Annotated in this window: 18 protein-coding genes and 1 pseudogene; 11 read left to right on the top strand and 8 right to left on the bottom strand. The window is 48.5% G+C overall.

All coding sequences use genetic code 11. From position 1 onward, the window contains the following. Window positions 1–649: 649 nt before the first annotated feature. Complete coding sequence (locus tag ACOI8A_RS24705; protein ID WP_420651389.1) at window positions 650–1354, top strand: response regulator transcription factor; 705 nt, start codon at window positions 650–652, stop codon at window positions 1352–1354. A 351-nt stretch (window positions 1355–1705) separates the two neighbouring features. Here ACOI8A_RS24705 and ACOI8A_RS24700 read toward each other — a convergent pair whose 3' ends face one another. Together ACOI8A_RS24700 and ACOI8A_RS24695 are read right to left on the bottom strand one after the other, a co-directional pair. Then, window positions 1706–2662, bottom strand: a complete 957-nt coding sequence (locus tag ACOI8A_RS24700) for a hypothetical protein (RefSeq protein ID WP_420651390.1) — start codon at window positions 2660–2662, stop codon at window positions 1706–1708. 80 nt (window positions 2663–2742) lie between these two features. Then, window positions 2743–3462 (bottom strand): hypothetical protein, encoded by a 720-nt coding sequence (locus ACOI8A_RS24695; protein ID WP_420651391.1) that lies wholly within the window; start codon window positions 3460–3462, stop codon window positions 2743–2745. A 787-nt stretch (window positions 3463–4249) separates the two neighbouring features. Here ACOI8A_RS24695 and ACOI8A_RS24690 point away from each other — a divergent pair. From ACOI8A_RS24690 to tnpB (ACOI8A_RS24655), 8 genes and pseudogenes are all read left to right on the top strand, one after another. Further along, window positions 4250–5365 carry a hypothetical protein gene (locus ACOI8A_RS24690; RefSeq protein ID WP_420651392.1) on the top strand — a complete coding sequence of 372 codons (1116 nt, stop codon included), beginning with the start codon at window positions 4250–4252 and terminating at the stop codon, window positions 5363–5365. Window positions 5366–5395: 30 nt separating this feature from the next. Further along, complete coding sequence (locus ACOI8A_RS24685; RefSeq protein ID WP_420651393.1) at window positions 5396–6589, top strand: HBL/NHE enterotoxin family protein; 1194 nt, start codon at window positions 5396–5398, stop codon at window positions 6587–6589. 57 nt (window positions 6590–6646) lie between these two features. Then, on the top strand, window positions 6647–7372 hold the full coding sequence (locus tag ACOI8A_RS24680) for a hypothetical protein (RefSeq protein ID WP_420651394.1): 726 nt from the start codon (window positions 6647–6649) through the stop codon (window positions 7370–7372). Between the two features lie 286 nt (window positions 7373–7658). Beyond that, window positions 7659–9290, top strand: a complete 1632-nt coding sequence (locus ACOI8A_RS24675; RefSeq protein ID WP_420651395.1) for a phospholipase — start codon at window positions 7659–7661, stop codon at window positions 9288–9290. A 303-nt stretch (window positions 9291–9593) separates the two neighbouring features. Next, window positions 9594–9803, top strand: coding sequence for a transposase (locus ACOI8A_RS24670; RefSeq protein ID WP_420651396.1), 210 nt, complete (start codon window positions 9594–9596; stop codon window positions 9801–9803). A 69-nt stretch (window positions 9804–9872) separates the two neighbouring features. Continuing rightward, the gene (gene tnpB, locus ACOI8A_RS24665) at window positions 9873–10262 is read left to right on the top strand and encodes an IS66 family insertion sequence element accessory protein TnpB (RefSeq protein ID WP_420651397.1); all 390 of its coding nucleotides are present in this window, start codon (window positions 9873–9875) and stop codon (window positions 10260–10262) included. Further along, window positions 10259–11718, top strand: a pseudogene (tnpC, locus tag ACOI8A_RS24660) (IS66 family transposase). Before tnpB (ACOI8A_RS24665) ends, tnpC (ACOI8A_RS24660) begins: the two are co-directional and overlap by 4 nt. 628 nt (window positions 11719–12346) lie before the next feature. Next, a complete protein-coding gene (gene tnpB, locus ACOI8A_RS24655; RefSeq protein WP_420651398.1) occupies window positions 12347–12685 on the top strand; it encodes an IS66 family insertion sequence element accessory protein TnpB in 339 nt (112 codons plus the stop codon). 20 nt (window positions 12686–12705) lie between these two features. On the opposite strand, the gene ACOI8A_RS24650 is transcribed toward tnpB (ACOI8A_RS24655), so the two are convergent. Next, window positions 12706–14258, bottom strand: a protein-coding gene (locus ACOI8A_RS24650) for an IS3 family transposase (RefSeq protein WP_420651399.1) whose coding sequence is annotated in 2 segments (ribosomal slippage) — window positions 12706–13796 and window positions 13796–14258 — 1554 coding nt in all. Because the reading frame shifts where the segments join, the coding sequence is not laid out codon by codon here. Between the two features lie 133 nt (window positions 14259–14391). On the opposite strand from ACOI8A_RS24650, the gene tnpC (ACOI8A_RS24645) reads away from it, so the two are divergent. Next, window positions 14392–15924, top strand: a complete 1533-nt coding sequence (gene tnpC, locus ACOI8A_RS24645) for an IS66 family transposase (RefSeq protein ID WP_420651400.1) — start codon at window positions 14392–14394, stop codon at window positions 15922–15924. Between the two features lie 67 nt (window positions 15925–15991). Continuing rightward, on the top strand, window positions 15992–16252 hold the full coding sequence (locus ACOI8A_RS24640) for a DUF6429 family protein (protein ID WP_420651401.1): 261 nt from the start codon (window positions 15992–15994) through the stop codon (window positions 16250–16252). Between the two features lie 2 nt (window positions 16253–16254). On the opposite strand, the gene ACOI8A_RS24635 is transcribed toward ACOI8A_RS24640, so the two are convergent. From ACOI8A_RS24635 to ACOI8A_RS24615, 5 genes are all read right to left on the bottom strand, one after another. Then, entirely contained in the window at window positions 16255–16566 is a 312-nt protein-coding gene (locus tag ACOI8A_RS24635; RefSeq protein ID WP_420651402.1) for a hypothetical protein, read from the bottom strand. Between the two features lie 244 nt (window positions 16567–16810). Beyond that, entirely contained in the window at window positions 16811–17203 is a 393-nt protein-coding gene (locus ACOI8A_RS24630) for a hypothetical protein (RefSeq protein ID WP_420651403.1), read from the bottom strand. Window positions 17204–17205: 2 nt separating this feature from the next. Further along, window positions 17206–19416 (bottom strand): hypothetical protein, encoded by a 2211-nt coding sequence (locus ACOI8A_RS24625; protein WP_420651404.1) that lies wholly within the window; start codon window positions 19414–19416, stop codon window positions 17206–17208. After that, a complete protein-coding gene (locus ACOI8A_RS24620; RefSeq protein WP_420657872.1) occupies window positions 19413–21002 on the bottom strand; it encodes a site-specific integrase in 1590 nt (529 codons plus the stop codon). The genes ACOI8A_RS24625 and ACOI8A_RS24620 overlap by 4 nt, the downstream gene beginning before the upstream one ends. After that, entirely contained in the window at window positions 20999–22264 is a 1266-nt protein-coding gene (locus tag ACOI8A_RS24615) for a site-specific integrase (protein WP_420651537.1), read from the bottom strand. The genes ACOI8A_RS24620 and ACOI8A_RS24615 overlap by 4 nt, the downstream gene beginning before the upstream one ends. Window positions 22265–22317 lie beyond the last annotated feature (53 nt).

Below are 22317 nucleotides of genomic sequence, written 5' to 3'. Positions count from 1 at the left end.
ACCGCTTTTTAGCACGTTGGGAATTCTCCAGCAGCCACTATATTGGTTTTGTCTTGAGGAGGGATGGCGGGGAAAGCTCGTTATGCATTTGACCGCATAATTTCATGTGGTTACACGGCCAAAGGCTCATGAAGCGCCGAGTTCTTGCAGTTTACTCAAGCCCGAGACGGAAAAATTCTGGGAACCTTACAGCACATAGCTCTCAAAAGCGGTGGCGGGATAACAACATCGATGAAAAATGTGAGTGGAGTCGTTGAAGGTGAGGGTCTGAGCCTTACGTATCCCTATTTGGCATTAATGGCGAACAGCCTTGGCCTCACAAAAAACACTCATGTACAAGTAGAGCCAACGCTTTGTATACGTACCTATGCGTCAGAGGCTAACGCTCTTGTTATGCCTGCGCTAAAAGATCAGCCGCGCAATGGGTGGATTTTGGTAATACTCCACAAAAGTTATATTTATCGCAAATTGAGCTAGCGTCTATTGTCGCAAAACTTTGTATAAAGCTTGTTAGTAATGCGAACACCATCACAATCATGGTTAATCTAATGCTCTGCAGCGCGCCGAGTTTATGACGGATCTTCACCGACGTGATAGTGTAGCCACCAACCCTACTAAAATAAGACGACTGAAACACGGACGTTTTAAAATGAAAAATGCTGCTCTACAATTAATAAGACCTACGATACACCCCCTACTTCATTCTAAAATAACGGTGGGTATTCGCCAGTTAGCGTCGTGCGAGAATTATATCATATACATAAAAAGCCCACTCCCGATATCCACACCCACGATATATGTAACAGATAACCTCGCTTACACTCAAAAATGGAAGCATGACACAGGTATTGAAGAAATATACGAACTACTAGATGCTTCTATAACTACGCAAGAAATAACAACATGGGTCAAAAAGAAACATACAGCGCTTTTCGATTTTGCTTCGCCTGCAATTACAGGATGCCAGATCGGAAGCGTTGTAATATACAATTATAGTTTTTACAGTGGGTATAAACTGTACGTATGCATTCCACTAGCGAAAACCCCAGAACAAAACATCGAAGCAAACGAAATATATAATGCTCTTTATCCACATTGCAACAGTCTGTTCAAGTTTTTGTCAAGGCAATATAACTTAAAAGCGTTGGCTGAAAAAACAATACAAGAACTCACGCGCAAAGAGCTCAATATACTAAGGCTGGTAGCTGAAGGCTATAACGCAGAGCAAATCGCGTCGCGCGTCTTTGTTAGCAAAGCAACGGTCTATTTTCATATAAAACAAAGCACAAAAAAAATGAATTGTTGCAATAAAACCCAAGCCATCGCTAAAGCGGCAATATTAGGGTTACTTTGAGTATTGTTATAGCTACAAGCGTTGACAAAGGCTGCATACGCTAGAACTTTTATTAAAGACTTGAACGATCAAATGGGCGGCACTAAAGACAATCCAAATCAAGCAATGCACTAGCAATTAAAGCAAACAGAAATTATCAAGTCAGCGAGGCGGCTTGTATTGAGTAGAAAATATAGGCTAAGGAGATTGCTGGAAAATTGATTAATTACTTGCGGTTACGGTTGCCCATATCCGCAAGCATAAAGTTTTATATATGAAATTTTCACAATACTCTAATTTAATGCTCGGTTAGAATATTCTTAAGCTTCAACAATTTATTAAGGTGCCTTATAAAATATTCTGCTGAGACCTTCAACTAAGAAAGCTGAAGGCTGCCTCCACATCCGACGCATCAGTTTTTTTCAGTTGTTCCAAAACTCTTTCTTTCCAAACGTTCCACGTTTGCGCGTCAAAATGAGCGGAAACACCCTGCCCGACCACATCGCTTTTGTTTGAAAAAAAACTTACTAGAAAAAAATCACCACTACTTTCTTTTTTATCGGCATAAGCGCCCATGAAACCGATGGTTAGAAAACCTTGCTGTCTAACTACGGGAGTGATTTGGGTGTTTCTGGTGTTTTCATTTTTGAATTTATAATCCCACGTCAGCTTCAATGCTTCCCTGGCGATGACGTCATTCTTTTTTCCATTTTCTCCTACGGCAGGTTGGTCTGCAGTAATAAATTTGTCGAAAAAGTTTTTAACTAGTTTAATTGCGACACTTTCGGGAAAAATGATAGTTGCAACCGAGTCAAACACCTCTGTTAGTTTAAAAGAGCCACCCGCACTTGAGGTTTTGTAAATCGATGCATAATTGCTAACTGGGACTAACCATGGTACTAGATTGTTTACGACATATTTCATCACAGAAGAGTAATACACTGTTGTGGATTTATTATCTAGCTTGCACTCTAGTAATCCTTTGTCAATATCAGCGGCAGTCCATGGTTTGTCAGAATGAAAAACTGCCATCCAACCTTTTTCGTTAGCAACGCTTTTCGCAAAATTGTCCGTGACGTGATTTACGAATTTTTCACTTTTAATCACCATTAGCCTTTCACTATCGTCAAGTTCTATCGACGGTGACAAAAAGTCATTTACAGCAAAAAGCTTCTTCAGCGCGTCGTCGCTTTCATCTTTTGAATAACCGGGCGACAACTTCACCTTTTCAAGACGCTCTGAAATAGACAATGACCGTAAGTTGCTCTGTTTTGCCATATCAAATGCAAATTCTAGTATTTCTTGATCGGCTGTTTTTTGATTATTCATATCTATTATCCTTGATGTGTGTTAGATAGATTCCACTGGATTAATCCCTTATTACGCTACGCATCAAGCTCAGATGCGCTTTAGAGGAAGTCGAAAATTTGCATATTATTCATATCGGTTTTACTTGTTGCATTAACACCTTTGCTCTCCCATACGTCGTCATAGTAATCATAAACTATGAATTGAAATTTAACTTGTACGTCGAGTTTCGCTCCTAAAAAATTATTTTTAAGTTTTAACATCCAGCCAGCCTCTTTACTGTTGATGCCCAGTGATATGATCGAACCATTTAATACCCCATGACTCCTTACTATAGGCATCAATATGGTGTTTGCTGTCCTGTTATCTTCAGTTGCATGTGAAAAAAAACTATTAAGCATAGACTGAGCTCCAGTTCGTTCCTTTAACAAGATAATAAACTCGAGCAATTTTTTTATATGTAACGAAATTGCAGTTTCCTTATCGGCGAGAGCGGAAATAAGCATCAAGAAATCTGCATTTTTTATCTCTGCGGAAATAGTAGTTTCCGAGCGCTGAATGTTTCTAATCCACGGAGTGTTTCCAATGGCTTGCCTCCAAATCTTACGGTAGGTCAGCCATTCATCGTCTGTTAATTCTGCAATCGCATCAAATTTGGTTGGTGACCATCCATTATCATAAGCGTAATCATAAGCGCGGTTTTTCAGCCATCTTGTCGTTTTTAACGCCATTTCAGTACTCGGATCATCGGCAGTCAGAGCTGAAATGATATTACTATCTGAGAATACTTTGTTTTCTTTGAAAGGAGCTCTACTGGTCATATATTCACCTCTAATTCAACAAGTTGCCTAGCCGAAGTGACACGCAACGATGTACTTAAGTCTTGCACTGCCTAACTGATCTTTAACAATAGTAGATCGACGGCGAAATCCCGCGCCCCTACGGGCGCGCTGAAATCTAAGCTTTCCTTAATAACAGCGGGCAGCATGTTCGAAAATTGATAACTCAGTTCTTAAATTTAACAATATGCCTCGGCTGGATCAGCTAATTTAGGATGCAGCACCTTAAAAAAGCAGTACTCGCAGTAACGACCCGGCCGGGTATGGAGTGGAAGTCTAGTTGTAGGTAAAGGATTGTCAAATTTAAATGCTATCGACATTTTAAATGTTGTCGCACTGGCCACGCCATACCAAGATATGCAGGTTTAAACTATCCATTTTAATAGTTTTTACTCATTGGCTTATTGAATAAGATAATGGCCCGGTAGCGAAGAACCTAAAAACTGGTCTGGTCTTTGCGAAAACAGTGCAGGTGACGGTGATGTCGGCCATCATGGCGCCAATAAGTGGTCTATTAGAAAATCGCGACGTACAGTCAATTGAAATACAAATGGTTTTTGAAAAAAACGTTTTTTTACAATTAAAAAGTTGGCCGCGTTATTTGCCTTTTTCGCAATCAATTCTATATTCATTCCACTAGCGCAGTTCTGAGCAGAAAAAACCCAACAAAAAGGCAAAATCACGGTGACTAATATTTTCGAATAAAAAATAAAAATATCACTAACCCCGACGCAAAAATTGCGAAATTTACGAACATTGGAGTTTTTAAATGGATATTAAAGCTAAAAGTAACGACGGAACAGCGATGGATGCTTTACCTTCAATGTCAGCGCAGGAGATATCAACGCGACTACGTATCCTTGCGCATTCCGGAATTCTTGCGCAACAAGGCGCGTTGGTATTGCTTTCACAGGTCTCTATAGATTCTTTTTTTACTGAAAGTGGCTTGGACGCTATCCCCCTAGCGGCAACACAAAAATTATTCAAGCTTAGTGCCAAGCTTTATCTCGATGAATTTCAAGCCGGTTGGATAAATCTTATTCCTCCTGCGTTAACTTCATGTTCAATCATAGGTTCAGTCGCAGACCAGTTACGACCCCCTATCGATGTAACCGAACTGCGCCAAACTTTAATAGACTGTTTTGACGTGATATTAGTCGAGATCAGCGCTAACGCTGATAAAGCACTTGTCAATAAAGAGTCGTATAAAAGTTATGTCAAAAAAATTGATGAGTCATATTTGGCTTTTGCCAAGGAAGTTGATGTTCGTATCAATGACTTGTCTGGAAGCAGCGGTGTAATAAAAGCTACAAAGAAAGAAATTGAAGATCTAAAAAAAGATTTAATGTTACAGCTAGATAATATAATGAAAAATGCGCAAGACATTGGTGAACTCATTCAAAAAATGGTGCCCGGCATTATAACTACTTTTATGCCTGGTAAGTTAGAATCTGCGACTGACAGTAGCCAGCAGCAGAAAAATGAGGGGCTACCTATAACAGGCACAGATTTCAAAAGTGGGATAACTGGCATGGGGGATGCGTGCCAACAGTACCAAGACGACATAGCCCACCTAGGAGTGTTGTATCAAAAACTACACTCTGAAGAGGAAATGCTTGCGATAGCAATTGCCATTGAGGGACAGACCAGAACTTATGTTGATGATTCTAAAGCAATGATGGATCTCAGCGCTTCTTTTGCCCAGGGTTGGAAAGACACTGAGTCTAACTTTAACTCGGTTTATAAGCAACTGCTCGCAACCGATATATCGGAATCGAAGTTGGTGGAAATAAAAGATAATTTTCTGCATGAAGCAAATGGAGGATGGAAGGCATTCAAAACAAATTTACTTAAACTTTCCCGTGCGCTAAGTGGGCTGGGCTAATAAATCAAATATATTTTATAGGGAAATAATATGAACACCCAACTGAAAAATGCAGTGCCCGATAACGTAACGCCTGCACTAAAATCAATCACTTCGATGCAACAAACTCACATGGGAGCTGGAGTCACAATCCAATCGTATGCGATTAGCATTTTAACCCAAGCACATGTACAACTTCAAAACTTTCCGAATCTTAAAGATGAAGAGGATAAAATCAATAACGCGCTCGATGGTGCCAAAGCGCACGCAAAAGATTACCTAGACCACTTGCAAGTTAAAATTCTAACTTCACTATCTGCTATGCAAGAGTATATCTCGGTACATAAGTCATCGACAGGCTTTTTGACCGGTAACATGTCGCTCCAGGATTTCTTGGATGTTTTAAACAATTTGAAAGATACTACTTCTGGATATAGTAAAATTGCCGGCGATGTAGTTGCCGATTTAACTAGTTTTCGCGACAACCTGACAACCGATGCTACAGCGTTCGCCACCCTCGTCAACGACTTTCATTCAAAAACAGGCGGTGATGTTGATCAGCTAAAAAACATCACCACGCAGATTACTGAACTTCAACATCGTATCACTATAGATATTGCACTGGCGGCCGCGAGTGGATTAGGCATTCTTGCAGGCGGGGTGCTGATTTTTGTGGGCGCTGCTACTGAAGTGTTTACCGCTGGGGCTAGCACTGTCGCCGTTGTGGGTGGCATTGGGTTGGTTGCCGCCGGGATTGGGGGGGAAGCTGCATCCGGCGCTGACCTCGCAGCTTTGATTAAGCAAAAAGCGGATCTGGTAAATCAGCAGGTGGCTTTACAGGATGAAATTAAAACAACTCAAACCTTAGTTGCGGGCTATACGGGTTTAGCTCAACATTCTCAACTAGCCTTTACAGCGGCGCAGGATATGGCTAACACTTGGGAGCTTCTAGGTGCTGCACTGGGTGAGTTGGTTACGATGGTTACAAGCGATCTAGGTCAAGCAGAGACTGCTAAAGCCATCATCATTAAAATTATGAAAGGCGCCGTATTAGACGAAATTGATGTTTTGTCTAAAAATATTGATCTGATTACAGAACAATTTGCAGGCGTGCATCAGAAAGTCAAGGCGATTTATAATCAAAAAGGCAATCTCCTTGTTCGAGCGTATAATGACCCGCGCACCAGTACTCCACAGCTTCACGTGGATCCCAACAAAACAGTATATAATATGCTAGTGGGGTAACAATAATTGAGCGCGCTTTTAGTCTAAGGCGCGCGTTTCACTATCAAGGAGGAGACAATGTTTAATACAGTATCGAAGTTTATTATTTCCCAAAACGCATACGATTCGATGAATGGGAATGGTGCAGTTAAGGTTAAGTTACCTATTGCCTCTCACGATGCGGCCAGTGACGCATGGGGCATTATGATGCTTCCCTGGCACATTATGATTTTTGCGAGAACCAGCACTAATTGGCTAACCACCGTTATCAATGGTGGAGCACCTTTCGGTGGCGCGAACATTGTATTGGGTTTAAGCATTATCAAAGCAGATGCGAACGCATTAGTAATAACCATCACTAAGTTTATTGATGACCTTAATCAATATGGCTCGTCTAGATCTAATGGCGAAAACCTTAGTTCTGAACACTTTAAGACCGATAGTAAAGAGGAGACCCTAAGAATTAGAGTGATTGGATCGCTGTCTGCTGTATCGATTAAAAAAAATGGTCTAAAAGATTATGGTAATTTACCTACTCTGTTGAAAGATGAACTCGCCCGCTACAAAACTCAGCTCCAGAAATTCGATGCTGAAGTCCAGAGAGACTTGGCAGAAGAAATAAGTCAGGTTTACATTACTGCTGATCAGACCGAAACAGAACTGCAAGAGCTAAAAAATTCACTGGTGATGTTGATGTCAGAAATAAATAGCGTATCGGACCTGGCATCGCAACACCCTGATGAGAAATACCCGATACACCTCTTAGCACTAAAGGATAGCATAAGCCATTTGCTGCCTAGTTAGCAGCTTCCACTGCTCGTATCAAGTTGCATAAATTAACTGCGAGTTTATTTTGGTAGCTCGCGACGGAGGCCTTAGAATTATTGATTTACCAAATTAATTTTTTCGAATTAATGATCATTAATTGGCGTCGCACACGCATAGTATGCGTACCGCCCAGATCGACTCTTGCCAATTGTTTTATGTATAATTGTGAGTGTAGTCATTAAATATAATGATAAGTGAGCTCGATTGCGGTGGTCGTAAGTAGTAAACCTTATCGTTCCATGAGACTAACATGAGGTTGAAAATGAACGAGGAAAATATTCTTTCAATACCTAAGGGCGGAACCAAGATGGAAAATTTTTCTGTTGGACAAATTTCCACTTACAGTCATCATAAATTACCGCTGCAAAATAAAGTAAAAAGTAAGGAAGGGCAGCAAAAATTCGAAGGCGCTGAGCACACGTACATTGGTGACCATGCAATTCTCCATCTTAGTAATAGCGACCAAATCGGGACACTTGCTCAGCAGGTTCCCTTACCCTTGCCTAATGATCGAGCATTTACTTACGGTCAAATAGTTGCCTTAGGCGGGGATTTTTATGGTAACCCCAGCGAACCTATCTCCGACGGAGCAAATTTTGACGAATGCAAGCATCGTTTCATGCAGGCGTTTGCTCAGTTCGCATCACGTACGACGGCGGCAGCCGATGCTCCCGAAATCCTCAAAGTGATGGAGCAAGAAGTTAGAGCTGTTCAGAATAAGCTTAAAGCGGGTGCACAGCCTCACGAAGCCTATGACGAGCTGGGAGATAAGCTCTCAGAAGAGTGGAACAGGATTACAGGCGGTTTTGGTCCCGGGGGCATCACCCCACCCGGGCGGTATTACCTATTGGCGAGTACAAATTGGGATCATTTTGGCGAGAACGCTATAACGGCCTACAAAGTGGGTCATTATTTGGCTCTTGACCACGCCCTAATCGCCTCTAAGCAATCTGATGATAAACAAAAATTATTAGGGCTTAAATTAGCCTATGCGGTGAGCGCGTTTGCTGATCACTTCCTAACTGATCTTTTTTCCTCAGGACACCTTCGTGTTCCGCGCAAGGAGTTGCATGGGCGGAATTTAGTCTATCCATATGGGGATTTTCTCTCACGTGCCATGCATGATGAAGACAGCAAATTCGGTCTTATCGTTGAAAACGAAATGGGCCACACTTGGCGAGCCTATGGTGACAAACGTTATGCAGACACTCTGGATAGTAGGAATCGTGAAATAGTTCAACTGGCCCTTCAAGCTTCCGTGAACGAGGTCTTTGATGTTTTTAAAACCGGTGGGGTCAACATTGATACGTCTAAGTATGCTGCATTGAAATTCATTCCAAAGCTAGCTTTATTGAAGAAAGGGGTTGACACAAAAAACTTCCCGCCACTTTTCTACTGTGATAACGGTAGTGAAACTATCTATTGTCGTCGTGTCATAATGTCTCTACTTACCCCGTCATGGATATCTGACTGGGGCACCATTGCGACTTATAACCTAACGGAAGATCTCGTCAAACTGGTCAAGGAAGGAAAGGATCCAAGGAAACCTGCCGATTATGTAGAAGCTCCAAGCGCGCCAATTACTGTTAACAAATGGACTTCAAGCAAGGAAGATCTTCCTAATTGGAAAGCGGGAAACATGGTTCGCTATGCGTACAGTTTTGAGGCTGGGGTAAACGAATCATACTTAGGTGAATGGTTGGGATATGTTCGATTATCGGATGGATTCAAACCAATATTGAATATCCCGAGGGGCCCAAAGAACATTACTCGCCGGAAAATTTATCGTCAATTTCATCTGCGTGATGGAGACGCGGTCACTATCATGGATCCTGAATACGTCGGCACAATAGGAGATAACACCAACCTAACTTATGTAGATGAAAAGTCATGATTTGTGGAAGCAGGCTGAATCGTAACTGTTTAGCAGTCATTTCTTAATGACTGCTTCTCGCGCCGAGAGATCTAGCGACTGGCCGTCGGTAGAGCACTAATACCATTAGTCGAAACGCTTTTTTGAGGCCCGACCCTTGACGGGCTTCCTTCTTTCCTTTCCTTCGGGAACATCTGTCTGTCCAGATTCGTGGCTGCTGTAGAGTAAGCGGATGGCGAACACACCTACCGAACTCCAGTATTTAGGGCGATGGTGTCCGCGTATTTTTAAGCGGACGCGATCACCCTTATCGCCAGGATTTCCATGCGCCAACGCAGCTCTTACCCCAAACCGTTCAAAACCCAGGTCGTCCAGGAATGCCTGCAACCTGGAGCGACGATTTCCAGCGTAGCCATCCATCACGGCATCGACGCCAACGTGATCCGCAACTCTGCCGGCCTTCATCCCCGTACAAGCTGCACCCAAGCGCGCAACAGAAGAGACGGTGATCATCTCACTGGCTCTGGGCGATAAATCCGTCGCCGTAAAATGGCCAGCCTCAGATCCGGACGGCTGCGCGTGTTTTATTCGTGGTCTGGCCCAATGATTCGTATCGACTCCATCTGGCTCGCCACCCAGCCCATGCGCATGCGGGCCGGCACTGACACTGCACTGGCCCGGGTGGTTGCCGTGTTCGGTGCGGCTAAGCCGCACTGCGCCTACCTCTTTGCCAACCGCTGGGCCAACCGCATGAAGGTGCTGGTGCATGACGGCGTTGGTATTTGGCTAGCGGCGCGACGCTTGAATCAGGGCAAGTTTCATTGGCCGGGCATCCATCGTGGCGCGGAGGTCGAACTCGACCCCGAACAACTCCAGGCGCTGGTACTTGGATTGCCTTGGCAGCGATTAGGTGCAGGCGGCGCAATTACATTGCTCCAATACCTGGCTTTTAGCTGTGACCGGAGGACTGCTTTGGTAAAATCCACGGTGTGACTTCCTTGCCCGATCTCGACCAAATGCCCCTGAACAACTGCGCGCGCTGGCTGCGCAGTTGATGTCCAAGGTCGACACCATGGGCAGAAAGATCCATCGTGATGAGACGATCATAGAGCAGCTCACTCACGAAATCGCCATTCTCAAGCGGCACAAGTTCGCCAAACGCAGCGAGCAGATCAGCCCGGCGCAAGGCAGCTTGCTGGATGACCGACCTCGAATCGAGGCCGAGTTAAAAGCACTTCATCCCGCACCCGCGCAGGCAGAAACACGCCAGCAACCCCAGCGTGCGCCGTTGCCGTCGCAGTTCCCGCGCACTGTGATCCATCACGAGCCGGACAACACCCTGTGCGCTTGCGGCTGCCAGCTTCAGCGTATCGGTGAAGACGTCAGCGAGAAGCTCGACTACACGCCGGGCGTGTTCACCGTCGAACAGCACGTTCGTGGGAAATTGGCCTGCCGGCAGTGCGAAACACTGATCCAGGCGCCAGTGTCGTTGCAGGTGATCGATAAGGGCATCCCCACTGCCGGCCTGTTGGCGCACGTGATGGTGGCCAAATTCGCCGACCACCTGCCGCTCTATCGACAGGAAAAGATCTTCGGCCGTGCGGGCCTGGCCATCCCGCGCTCGACACTGGCGCAGTGGGTGGGGCAAACCGGCGTGCAGCGTCAGCCGCTGGTCGATGCGCTGCGCGAAGCGGTGCTGGCCCAGCGCGTAGTCCACGCCGATGAAACACCGGTACAAATGCTGGCTCCAGGAGAGAAGAAAACCCACCGCGCTTACGTCTGGGCCTACCGCAGCACGCCATTCTCGGCACTCAAGGCCGTGGTCTACGACTTCAGCCCCAGCCGTGCCGGCGAACATGCGCGTAACTTCCTGGGCACGTGGAACGGCAAGCTGGTCTGTGACGACTTCGCCGGCTACAAGACAAGCTTCGAGCTGGGCATCACCGAAATCGGCTGCATAGCCCACGCGCGCCGCAAGTTCTTCGACCTGCACGTCGCGAATAAAAGCCAGTTGGCGGAGCAGGCGCTTCACTCGATTGGCGGGCTGTACGAAGTCGAGCGACACGCCAAGGAAATGAGCGACGAAGACCGTTGGCGATTACGCCAGGAAACGGCGGTGCCCATCGCTGAAAAACTTCATGAGTGGATGCTGGCCCAACGCGAACTTGTGCCCGAGGGCTCAGCTACGGCCAAGGCCCTGGATTACAGCCTCAAACGCTGGGTAGCACTGACGCGCTACCTGGGAGATGGTGCTGTGCCCATCGACAACAACCAAATCGAGAACTTGATCCGGCCGTGGGCGCTTGGGCGGTCGAACTGGTTGTTTGCTGGGTCGCTGCGTAGCGGCAAACGGACGGCGGCGATCATGAGCTTGATCCAGTCTGCGCGGGACACTGGTCATGATCCGTATGCATATCTGAAAGACGTTCTCAAATGGTCACCGGTTTAATTACGCGAGGCGTGGTAGCCGGACATATAAAAGGGAATGCCGATGCCGAATGGATTACAAGATGGGAGCCTGCAGCAATAAGCTTTGACATTATTATTTTGAAGCCTACTGACCTCAGTGAAAACGATCTGTCCAACGTCGAGGACGTGCTAGATATTGGATGCCCTGAGGCCGTAATCACATTTCTGGAGTTGGTGTTCCCTGGATGTGCCCAAGGTGCATTTTCGGATAGTGAACGCTACTCGCTCGAGTCTGCTCAGAATGGAGACCCAGTGACCACCATACACCTTACTCTCAGATACGGGCGAGCCTGGTCTGACGCACCAATGCTGAGTTCCTGCCCCTGCTCTTGAGGCTCTGGCAATTGCTCCAGTCAGTAGCTTTTGCGGTCTCCGATAACTCAAGGATCACACCTCCCTGCTATAGACGGCCCATCTTGCTCGCCATAGAGCGGCTCACCTAGCGAATTGGCGCGTGTACCTGATCACATGGTCAGGAAACAACTCTTCATAAAAAGCAGTGGGAATGCCGAGGATACTTATCGTAAGCGCTCCATAAACCCCACATTCAAAGTCATCACCTGATCCCCGATGCTGTGCTCCCGATTCCTTTCCGGAGCCAGCACCTCATGATGCGTCCCGACGCAAAAGTCGAAAAAGTCTATCTCTATCCCAAGCCTGTCGACTTCCGAAAATCCATTGACGGCCTCGCCGCTCTGGTCGAACTGGACATCAAGGTCGCGGTGTTTGACCCGGTGCTTTTCGTGTTCCTCAACAAGCCTCGCAACCGAGTGAAGATTTTGTATTGGGAGCGCAACGGCTTTTGCCTTTGGCTAAAGCGGCTGGAATCCGAGCGCTTCAAAACATCGCCGGATTGTTCGGATGAAGCCATCGTGCTGACGGTTCAAGAACTCAACTGGTTATTGGACGGTTTTGATTTGTGGCGCAACCGGCGTTTTTCAAGGTAGTTGTCGCGTCCACCGTCTCGCTATGCGACTTTTACCACTACGGTTAGCTCCCTTTCTGGGTTCAGATACACCGTCCCGATCGGGTTCCAGTTACGCGTTTCACCCGACCACCGTTCCGGCCTTCTTTCTCGGGCAAGCCCGTAGATCGCGTCCCGGCGCGCCAGGATCTCTTTGTCTTTCCCGTCGTGGCGTTGAGCCGGGGTTACGAAGCGGATTCGGCTGTGACGATGCACGGTGTTGTACCAGGTCATAAAATCCCTCACCCAGATTCGCGCATCATCCACGCTGGTAAACCCATCGTGCGGCCATTGCGGGCAGTACTTGAGCGTTCTGAACAGTGATTCCGAGTACGGGTTGTCGTTGCTCACCCGTGGTCGGCCGCGCGATGGAGTGATGCCCAAGTCATACATTTTGGTCAGCAGCGTCACCGATTTCATCGGCGCACCATTGTCCGAGTGCAACACCAAAGGCTGACGCCAGCATTTTTCAAGCGTTACGCTTCTCTGTAGTAACGCTGCTGCTTTTTCGCCGCTCTCGGCTTCGTGGACTTCCCAGCCCACGGCCTTGCGGCTGTAGATATCCTCGATCAAATAGAGGTAGTAAAACTTTCCGCGAACCGGCGATGGCAGATAGGTGATATCCCATGACCACACCTGATTGGCCGATGTCGCTGCGTAAGTGGTCGGTGCCTCATGGCGATGCGGTCGCTTAGCTCGGGAGCGATGATGCTGCTGACCTGCCGCATGCAGCACGCGATAAAAGGTCGCCTCCGAGGCCACGTATCGTCCCTCGTCGGCCAATTGCGGCACGATCTGGCTCGGAGGGAGATGCGCATAGGCTTTGCTGTTGCACAGCGTCACGATGCCTTGTCGTTCAAGTTCGCTGAGCGCGTTGCTCGGTATCGGCCTGAGCGTCGTCGTGCGTCCATCTGCCAAGATTTCTTCCGGCAAGTTCCAGCGTTGCAGCGTCCTCAGTGAAATGCCTACTTCCTGACAAGCAGGCGCCCTGCGGGCGCCCGCCAGGATGGCTTCATTGAGCCAACCAACGAGTAAATACCGTTCTGGCAACAAGGTCAGTTGTCCTCGTCGTCGCTCCCCCAGTAGGCATTGAGCTTTTTTCGCAGTACCAACAAAGCCGCCGTTTCAGCCAAAGCAGCATCCTTGCGGCGCAGCTCACGCTCCAGTTCGCGGATGCGATTTTTGTCGTCTCGTGATTGGCCAGCATTTACATTTTTAACAGCCGATTGCTTGGTGCTGTTGGCGATAAACGCGTTACGCCAATCAGTGATCTGCTCAGGAAAAATACCTTTGCGCCGGCAGTATTCACCGATTTCCAGCTCTGACAACGCTGACGTTTCGATGATGATCGACAGCTTCGATTCGGCTGACCAATTCTCTACTGGTTGCTTGGCGTCGGACAATTGAGTTCCCCTGGCCGCGGCTTGCTTGCGCCAATAAAAGAGAGACATGTCGCTGCAACCCTCGCGGCGCGCGACCTCAGCCGCTGAAAGGCTCAGTGGCGGAAGCATCATTTTCAGCAGTGCGGCTTTTCGTTCAGGTGAGTAGAAAGGCATGACCATACTCTTGCCGCCCCCGGAATACTTTGGATAAAACCGGAGATACGACAACTACCCTGACACCGGGGGCAACCGTCCGCATCAAGTTTTGACGCCTCGATTTGTCGCCTGATTCGGTATAATCCAGGGCATGATTTCCATGCCCAAAGACCTTCCTGACGACCCTGTTTTGCTCAAGCAGCTGCTTGAGCAAATGCTGAGTGAGCGCGAGTCGGATAAGGGCAAGATCGTTCATCTCGAAGAAGAAAACGCGCTGTTGCGTCAGCGTCTTTTCGGGCGCAAGTCAGAGCAGACTGCCGATCCTGCGACCCCGCAAATGGCCTTGTTCAACGAAGCTGAAAGCGTCGCCGAGTTGGTCGACGAAGCGGTTGAAGAAGAGGTCGTAGCGCCGACCAAGCGACGGGGCAAACGCAAGCCTCTGCCCGCCGATCTTCCGCGTATCGAAGTCATTCACGAACTGCCCGAGCACGAGCTGACCTGCGCCTGCGGTTGCCGCAAGCACGCCATTGGCGAGGAAATCAGCGAGCAGCTGGAGATCGTGCCGATGCAAATCCGCGTGATCAAACATGTGCGCAAGGTCTACGGTTGCCGCGATTGCGAAACCGCACCGGTTACCGCAGATAAGCCTGCGCAACTGATCGAAAAGAGCATGGCCAGCCCCAGTGTGTTGGCGATGTTGCTGACGACCAAATACGTCGACGGTTTGCCGCTGCATCGCTTCGAAAAAGTCCTCGGTCGCCACGGCGTCGATATTCCACGCCAGACCTTGGCGCGCTGGGTTATCCAGTGCGGCGAACACCTGCAGCCCTTGATCAATTTGATGCGGGATCGGCTGCTGGAAAGTCGTGTGATCCACTGCGATGAAACGCGTGTCCAAGTGATGAAAGAGCCTGATCGAGACCCCGCCAGCCAATCCTGGATGTGGGTGCGAACCGGCGGGCCGCCGAATCAGCCGGTGATCCTTTTTGACTACTCGACCAGTCGGGCGCAGGAGGTTCCGTCGCGCCTGCTCGAAGGTTATCGCGGTTACCTGATGACCGACGATTACGCCGGTTATAACGCCTTGGGTGCGCAATCCGGTGTCGAACGTTTAGGCTGTTGGGCACATGCGCGACGCAAGTTTGTCGAGGCGCAAAAGGTGCAGCCTAAGGGCAAAACCGGGCGTGCGGATATCGCCCTGAATCTAATCAACAAGCTGTACGGTATCGAGCGAGATTTAAAAGAAGTCGGCGATGAACATCGCCATGAAAGCCGACAGCAAAACAGCCTGCCGGTGTTGGCCCAGTTGCACACATGGCTGGAGAAAACCCAGCCACAAGTGACTGCGCAAAATGCATTGGGCAAAGCCATCAGCTACCTGGCCAGCAACTGGATCAAGTTGGTGCGCTACACCGAAGCCGGTTACTTGCCGATCGACAACAACGCCGCCGAGCGTGCGATCCGGCCCTTCGTGATCGGGCGCAAGAATTGGCTGTTCAGCGACACGCCCAAAGGCGCGACGGCCAGCGCTCAACTTTACAGCCTGGTCGAGACGGCTAAAGCCAACGGACAAGAGCCCTATGCGTGGCTGCGCCACGCACTTGAGCGCCTGCCGACAGCTTCTTCGGTTGAGGATTACGAAGCTTTACTGCCCTGGAACTGCTCGCCGGTATCGCATAGTTAAACGCGCTGTCCATCTTGATGGCTGGTAGGGTTTACGGTGAGTTTAAAGAACGAGCGGAGCAACGATCATGGAATACGACGATAAACTGATTGAAGAAGCCGTGCTTGCCCTGTTGGTAACCTTCAGTTTTGATAACGGCAATGCTTGGAAAGGGTTCGACTTCGAGACCATGAGCCGATTGCATGAACATGGTTTCATCAGCAATCCAGTGAACAAGAACAAATCGATTTGGTTGACGGCTGAAGGGCTAGAGCGAGGTCGACAGATAGCCGACCGATTGTTTGGGGTAAGAACTCAAGTGGAGCATGTATCCGACTCGGATATCTGACTTCATACCACGGCCATACGGTAGGTGAGGTTTATGGATCGCTTACTACTTATCTCGATGCAATCGGGCAGAAGCTCTTCAACGTAATCCAGAATGGCGACTCCCATAGATGGAATAACCAAGCCTGCTTCGGTTTTTACTGAAAGGGCCAAACCGTACTGGTCGAAGTGATTTGTGCGGCACTCGTTTTGAATAGCGGGATACCCAGTGGTTGGCTCGAACTGGCCGAATGCAACGCCCATGGGAGGATCTCCACTCTCCAGCGACGAGTAGCCAACCAAAATCAATCCGCTATAAATGGAAAATCGCGCCATTTGATCGCCTAGTGCTTGCCGTAGCATTGGATATATATGGTGTTTATCACTTGATTAGCTTGAATGCGAGAGCGCAGTGGAGGTTCGGAAGATGACTTGGCCGGACGCTTACTGATGGGCTTACCTTAAGCAGCCCTAATAATTTTTCATCTCCTATGCTGTAGTGGTGAATAATATTACCTTGCAAGTGGAACGTAGCTTCCTTTTGGTAGTGGTCCCATCTTAACTTGGAGCCTCTCTCAGGCTACCTTCTGAACTGAACCAGCGGCCGATCCAATATTGCCTGAGTTATGCCATGCATATCTGCATTGGCCTGCCATGTGAGGAAACGTGCAAGAAGTTGATGATTAATAAACTTGAGACGTTGATTGGCTTCTGTAAGCTTTGCGATGCGCTCATTCGCTCGGTGGATGTCTTTAACCCAACCTTGCTTCTCAGTTGGAGTCCTTAGCGCTGCCTTGCGATCCTTCATTGCCATGCCTACTGCTGGCAGTTTCATCAACGACTGGCGAGCTCTATTGATATTTAGCTTGGTTTTGCACGCCTCGACCAGAAGAGGCCAGCTCAATTTTGGTTCAGACCATTCTTCAATCAGCATGACGATCTGCGCTTCATCTTTCTTGGTTAAATGTCCCACATCTACCCCTCAATCACGTCTAGCATAGCCGCCAGTTCGTCCAAAGACGTAGACGTAGTTGGTTTCGGAGCTTCAATTGTTTTTACGTCTATAAGTCCCGCCATCGCGGCAGCATTTTTGGTCAAATTCCAGCCGTTATCAACATTCCACACAATGTCGCCGTTCTGGAGCTCTGGACTCTCTAAGACGTTGATCAGTGCATCGCATTTGAGCAGATCAACCGCCGTTTTTTTACGCCAGTCAGAAGCCCCGAAGGTGTTGCGAGCTTCGGCAGCCGCCGCTTTTTCAAAGCGCTGCTTAAGGTAGCTCCTCTCTTCCTTCAGATTGGCAAGCTTGACATGGTCACCTTTCACGCAGCCCAAGCATCCGCAAGTCAAACAGGCGCCCATTTTGGGGCAAGGTTCACTTTCAAATGAGTGGACACAAAAACCAAGGTGAGTTTTATGAATGACTCTGTCTTGGTCACCCTCGCCAAGATCAAAAATATCACTGAGATTCAATGGTTCGTTCGTGTTGATCTTATCTAGGCACTTTGTTGCATTACTTTGTTTGGTTTTAGGGTGAACGGCTGCAACGGCTTGGCGACGCTCTTCAACGGTTACATGGTTGTAGACCGACCCTTGGGTCGTGCGTCCTGAAAACGCATCAATCAGCAGTTGTGAAAGGCCTGCCCGATGCATTTCCGTATTCAGTTCGTGACGAAAGGCATGGGTGTTGACCCTGAGGTCTCCGTACCCGTGGCGCTGAAAGATACTTTGTGAATGCGTAGCGCCTCCTAGTTGCGCCGTCATTCTCGTATGGCCGACAGCTATCTCAACGCCAAAATCACGTTGCATTGCGAAATTGTTTTTTGTCTCATTAGGAAGAGAACCCGTACGCACCGTGAATAATGCATCGCGATACTTAACGCGGTTTTTCCCGTCTTGGGTAGCAGTGGTGTAGGGAAAGTTCTTAGGCAAATATTTTTCGCGTACAAGGACATTGAGCTTTCGTAAGGTAATGACTGATTTATCGTTAAACTGATAGGTATTGAGTTTGCCGTTCACGTAAATACGCTGTCCGGTGCTGGTATCCCATCCTTGCCGAATTTCTTCCAGTACCGTTAGGGTGGCAGGACTTAATGCGGAACGTTTTGCTAGCGAGTCGATCCATTTAGTTTCAAAAATCCTTCGAGCTTGTTGTACCCCGTAAACTTTGGTTTTGAGCGCTGCACAGGCTTCTTCGTACGACAGTGGATCATCCGGACCTTTCGACGGCACACCCTCATGCGGGGGGAATTCCTCAGGGTGATCTTCGAGCCATGCTGCATAGCTACGGGCCCCGTCGGTAATCGGTGTCAGTAGCTCAATCATACGTTCTACTGACGACTCCATGCCTGTCACAACGGGCTTAGTCGTCGCTCCAAAACCCTTCTCGGCATACCATCGCAGGAACATGCGATCACCGCCCTGGGCATCGTGTTTAAATACAACGCAGTCACGCTCAACATCAGCTAACTCGCCGACGCGACTGGGCTGGCTGAGTAAAAGGACACAAGCTGAGAGGGTTACAATGTCTAGTGGATTGGTCAATTCGTTATTAAATAACTCGCCCAAGGCTCGAATGGACTCACGGCTCGGTAGTCGTCTCTGATTATTTTTTTGCTGTTCCTTTAGCGTTCCCGAGTTCTTGTATTGCAGCGGCGAAGTCCATCGAAATGGTTTTTCGAGTAATCCTTTGTCCCTCATCAACACGACTATTTGCTCGAGGAATTTACTCCGTCTATACGCACTGTCCCCATCAGGATATTCGGCCATGAGGTGTTCACAAGCTCTGTTGCAGATAGCAGCCGAGACTCTGTTCGGATCGCTCGTCCCAGTCAGGTCAAACAGGGCAACTTCAAGGATTCTCGCGCCGGAGAGCATGTCCTTGGCCGTTTTTTTTGCTCGAAATACGCTGTGATACACGATCAGCGCCTTGGAAAAATCCATGAATGGCGCTTGCATGAGTTTTCTGCCTTTCGTATTTGAGTTTCTCGGTGATCCATGTGCGGTGAAAGCGCAGCTGTTAATACCCGAATGGTGCCATGAGTCCATATCCCATCGAATCCCCGCATAGACCCGTTTACTAGCAACCCCCTTGGGCAAAGTGGATTGTGCCCAAGCGATAAAGGCATCCAACTGCGCGGCAGCTGTGACGTTGCTAAAGGGTTTAAAGTCGATGATTTGACTCATGCGTCACCTCCGTTCGGCTTCCGTGATTGTCGGAGCGCTTTGCAATCAAGAATTACTTTGCGGCATGCCAGAATTGCACGATCCCATAGCACACCTGTGGTTTTATCGTTGCAAATGGTTTGCGCGCGGCGGCGTTCAAGCCGTTCAAGTGCGGCACCGTGATCAGCGTCTAAAAGTGGCTGAAATTTGATGCAGCCGTAACAAGTAAAGGGAGCATCTAGATAGCAAGTTTGATCGGCACCGCAAACAGCTAGATCCTCAATCTGACGGTCCACACGACCTCCGTTTTTTGCAGAAGCGCGATCATTCACGATCAAGCCTGTAAATGCTCCCACAACCAGCGCCAGATGATCACTCATCTTCTCGTCAATCAGCCTCATTAACTCAGCTGAAACCGCCCTGTATTTACGGACGGTGCGTGTGCCTGAATGCATCAGTGCGCTCGCGATTGACCACTCATCAAGCCCCGCGTTGGAGAGGTCTGTACCGAGCGTATGTCTGAAGCGATGGCCTTTAGAAATTTTCAGAGGCTGATGAGTACGCAAGGATATGGGAAATCCACGCATACCTTCCATTTGCAACAACCAAGCTCTTATCATTCCACCGGAAATATGAAATTTTGCCTGGGGGCTCTGCTCCAATACTTCTAGGTCCGGTAAATCAACTAATACAGAAACTAATCTATTCTCCCTTCTTTCATGATCTAGTTTGCGGCGGAAGAGTGGAACGTGCCCAATCGCTTGAGACCAGTTGGCGCGATGAGGATACTCTCGCTCAAGTTGAGCTAGAACAATCGATTTGTAGGCCTGCACTGTATTGTAAAGATCTTCATCTAAGTTGAAGGTTTCGTACGTTACTCGCCATCCAGTATCATCGTTTTTCTGCTTTGCCCAGAATATTCGTACAACGTAGCCTCGCTCGGTTTTTAAGAAATCATCGAAGACCATCATGCGCAGTTGCGATCCGCGTTGTCCGTAGATCATCGCCAGACGCAAATAGAGATAGCGCTCAGCATCTAAGTTGCCGTGACAGAATTGCTCATGTGCCCACTGATGCAGGGCGTCCTGCTCCACCTGCGTGAACGGCCCCTGTTCTGGGTCTAAGCGCAAGATGACATCGTTTTGCGGCCGCTTCTTTTTTGGTAGTGAGTTATAAGCTTCAATCAAGGCTTTCGACGGTCGCTGTTCAAGCGATTCGCATGCTTGCCAAAATCCCATGAAGCCGACGAGCGCAGAAAACTCCCCCATGTTAAAACGCTCTCGCAAATCGATCAGGTGCTCCTCAGTGAGGGGATCTAGCCCCGCCTGCGCGGCGCGCGACAGAATTGAAGCTGCTAGACCAATGGTGCCTTGTGAAGCCTCGGCCATACGATAGGCCAATGCTGCATGTAACCACCGTTGCCAATCGAATGGAACGCAACGGATTGCGGCTTGCCAATTGATCGCACTACGGGATGACCTGTCAGGCCACCACATCGGTTCGGATGGCGTGAAAAGCGCGCCACATTTGGCAAGGCGAGGCGTACTCAGCCACGCATCAAAAGAGTCCAGCGTGGGTACTTCAAATGCTGAAACTGCGAGATTCACTCTGCGTGCCCTCTTCGGACTTCAGCCTCAACACTCACTCGGATAGCCTTGAATTTATCCGAGCGTGTTTTCATCGCCTTATTGGCCTCTTCCTTCCAGAATTTGGCTCCGTACAGGTTCGGCATGTTGGATTCAGGACTCCAGCCAAAAGCGTAGGTGAGGATTTTTTGGGCCTTTGTCGTGCGATCCTCAGGAGTAAGTGTTTCCAAGTCCTCTCGCATGCTCTCCAGGAGCGTGAAGACTGCATCATGGCGCAGCACATGCGGGTGAACATGTGAAAGTTCTGGCGCGACGTTGCCAACCCGAGGCAGGATGCAATCAAGGGCTTTCACGCTCAGCGGCCTGCCGCTATTGCGTCGATGAGACACCAGCAGAAAAGGATGATTCTTTGCTTCAGACGGCCCCCTTTTACTGACTCGGTAGCTGTCGATGTATGTCTTGACTGCGAAGATTAGGTCGTCACCCATTTCCAGCACGCGCTCGTGGGTTTTGAATTGCGGAGCTAAGGTGCGCGGATCGGTTTCCTCACTCTCAATATCTACGATATAGAGTTCACGACTGTGCCACCGAATATCGCCGATCTTGATAAGCAGCATTTCTGATCGGCGTAGGCCCATATCAAGGCCCAAGAGCAAAATAATATAATTGCGCAGCTTCAATGCTTCATCTGCAAAAGGGTTTTCCGTACTCTCAGGGTGCATAATTTCCAGTAAGCGATTTCGCTCCTGGCTGGTCAGCCCTTTCATGTCATCATTTCGGAATTTCTTCCATGAAGGCTTGGCAGCCTTTATCTTGCGATTGATCCGCCGCTCGACTTCATCAAGAGCTGCATCTCGCGTCGCCTTGTCGCCCAGCTTGTCGTACAGAAATTTGAGGTAGTCGCGCACGGTTTCAAGTCGCTGCTGCGCATGAATTTTACCTACTGTTTTGTAGGCTGCAGGAAGCAGACGTACCCCCCTATACTTTTTGTCCAGAGTGGATTTGCACAACGCTGCGTCCGCAACAAAACGTGAAATCTCAGTGTCCGTTAAGTAACGGGACGTCGGTCGTTCCTCCAGGCGAGCGATCAGGTCAATCGACTCATGCTTCAGATAGTCCTCAATTACCCCTATGTGTTCCAAATACTTGTGCTGCGTATTTAAAGCACGGCCCGACTGCTCTAACGTCACATAAAGGTTGGGGTAGTAAACGGGCATGTGCTCTTGCACCAACACCTTTCCTCTCGCGCCATTCACCCTGATCTGAACTATCTGATGGCCCACGATCCGCCTCCAAAACCTGACTTTTTCAAGTATAGTAACGAATCGAATTTAGC

This window comes from Pseudomonas sp. P4795 (assembly GCF_048822895.1).
Classification (GTDB): Bacteria; Pseudomonadota; Gammaproteobacteria; order Pseudomonadales; family Pseudomonadaceae; genus Aquipseudomonas.
This window is presented reverse-complemented; position numbering and strand designations above follow the sequence as displayed.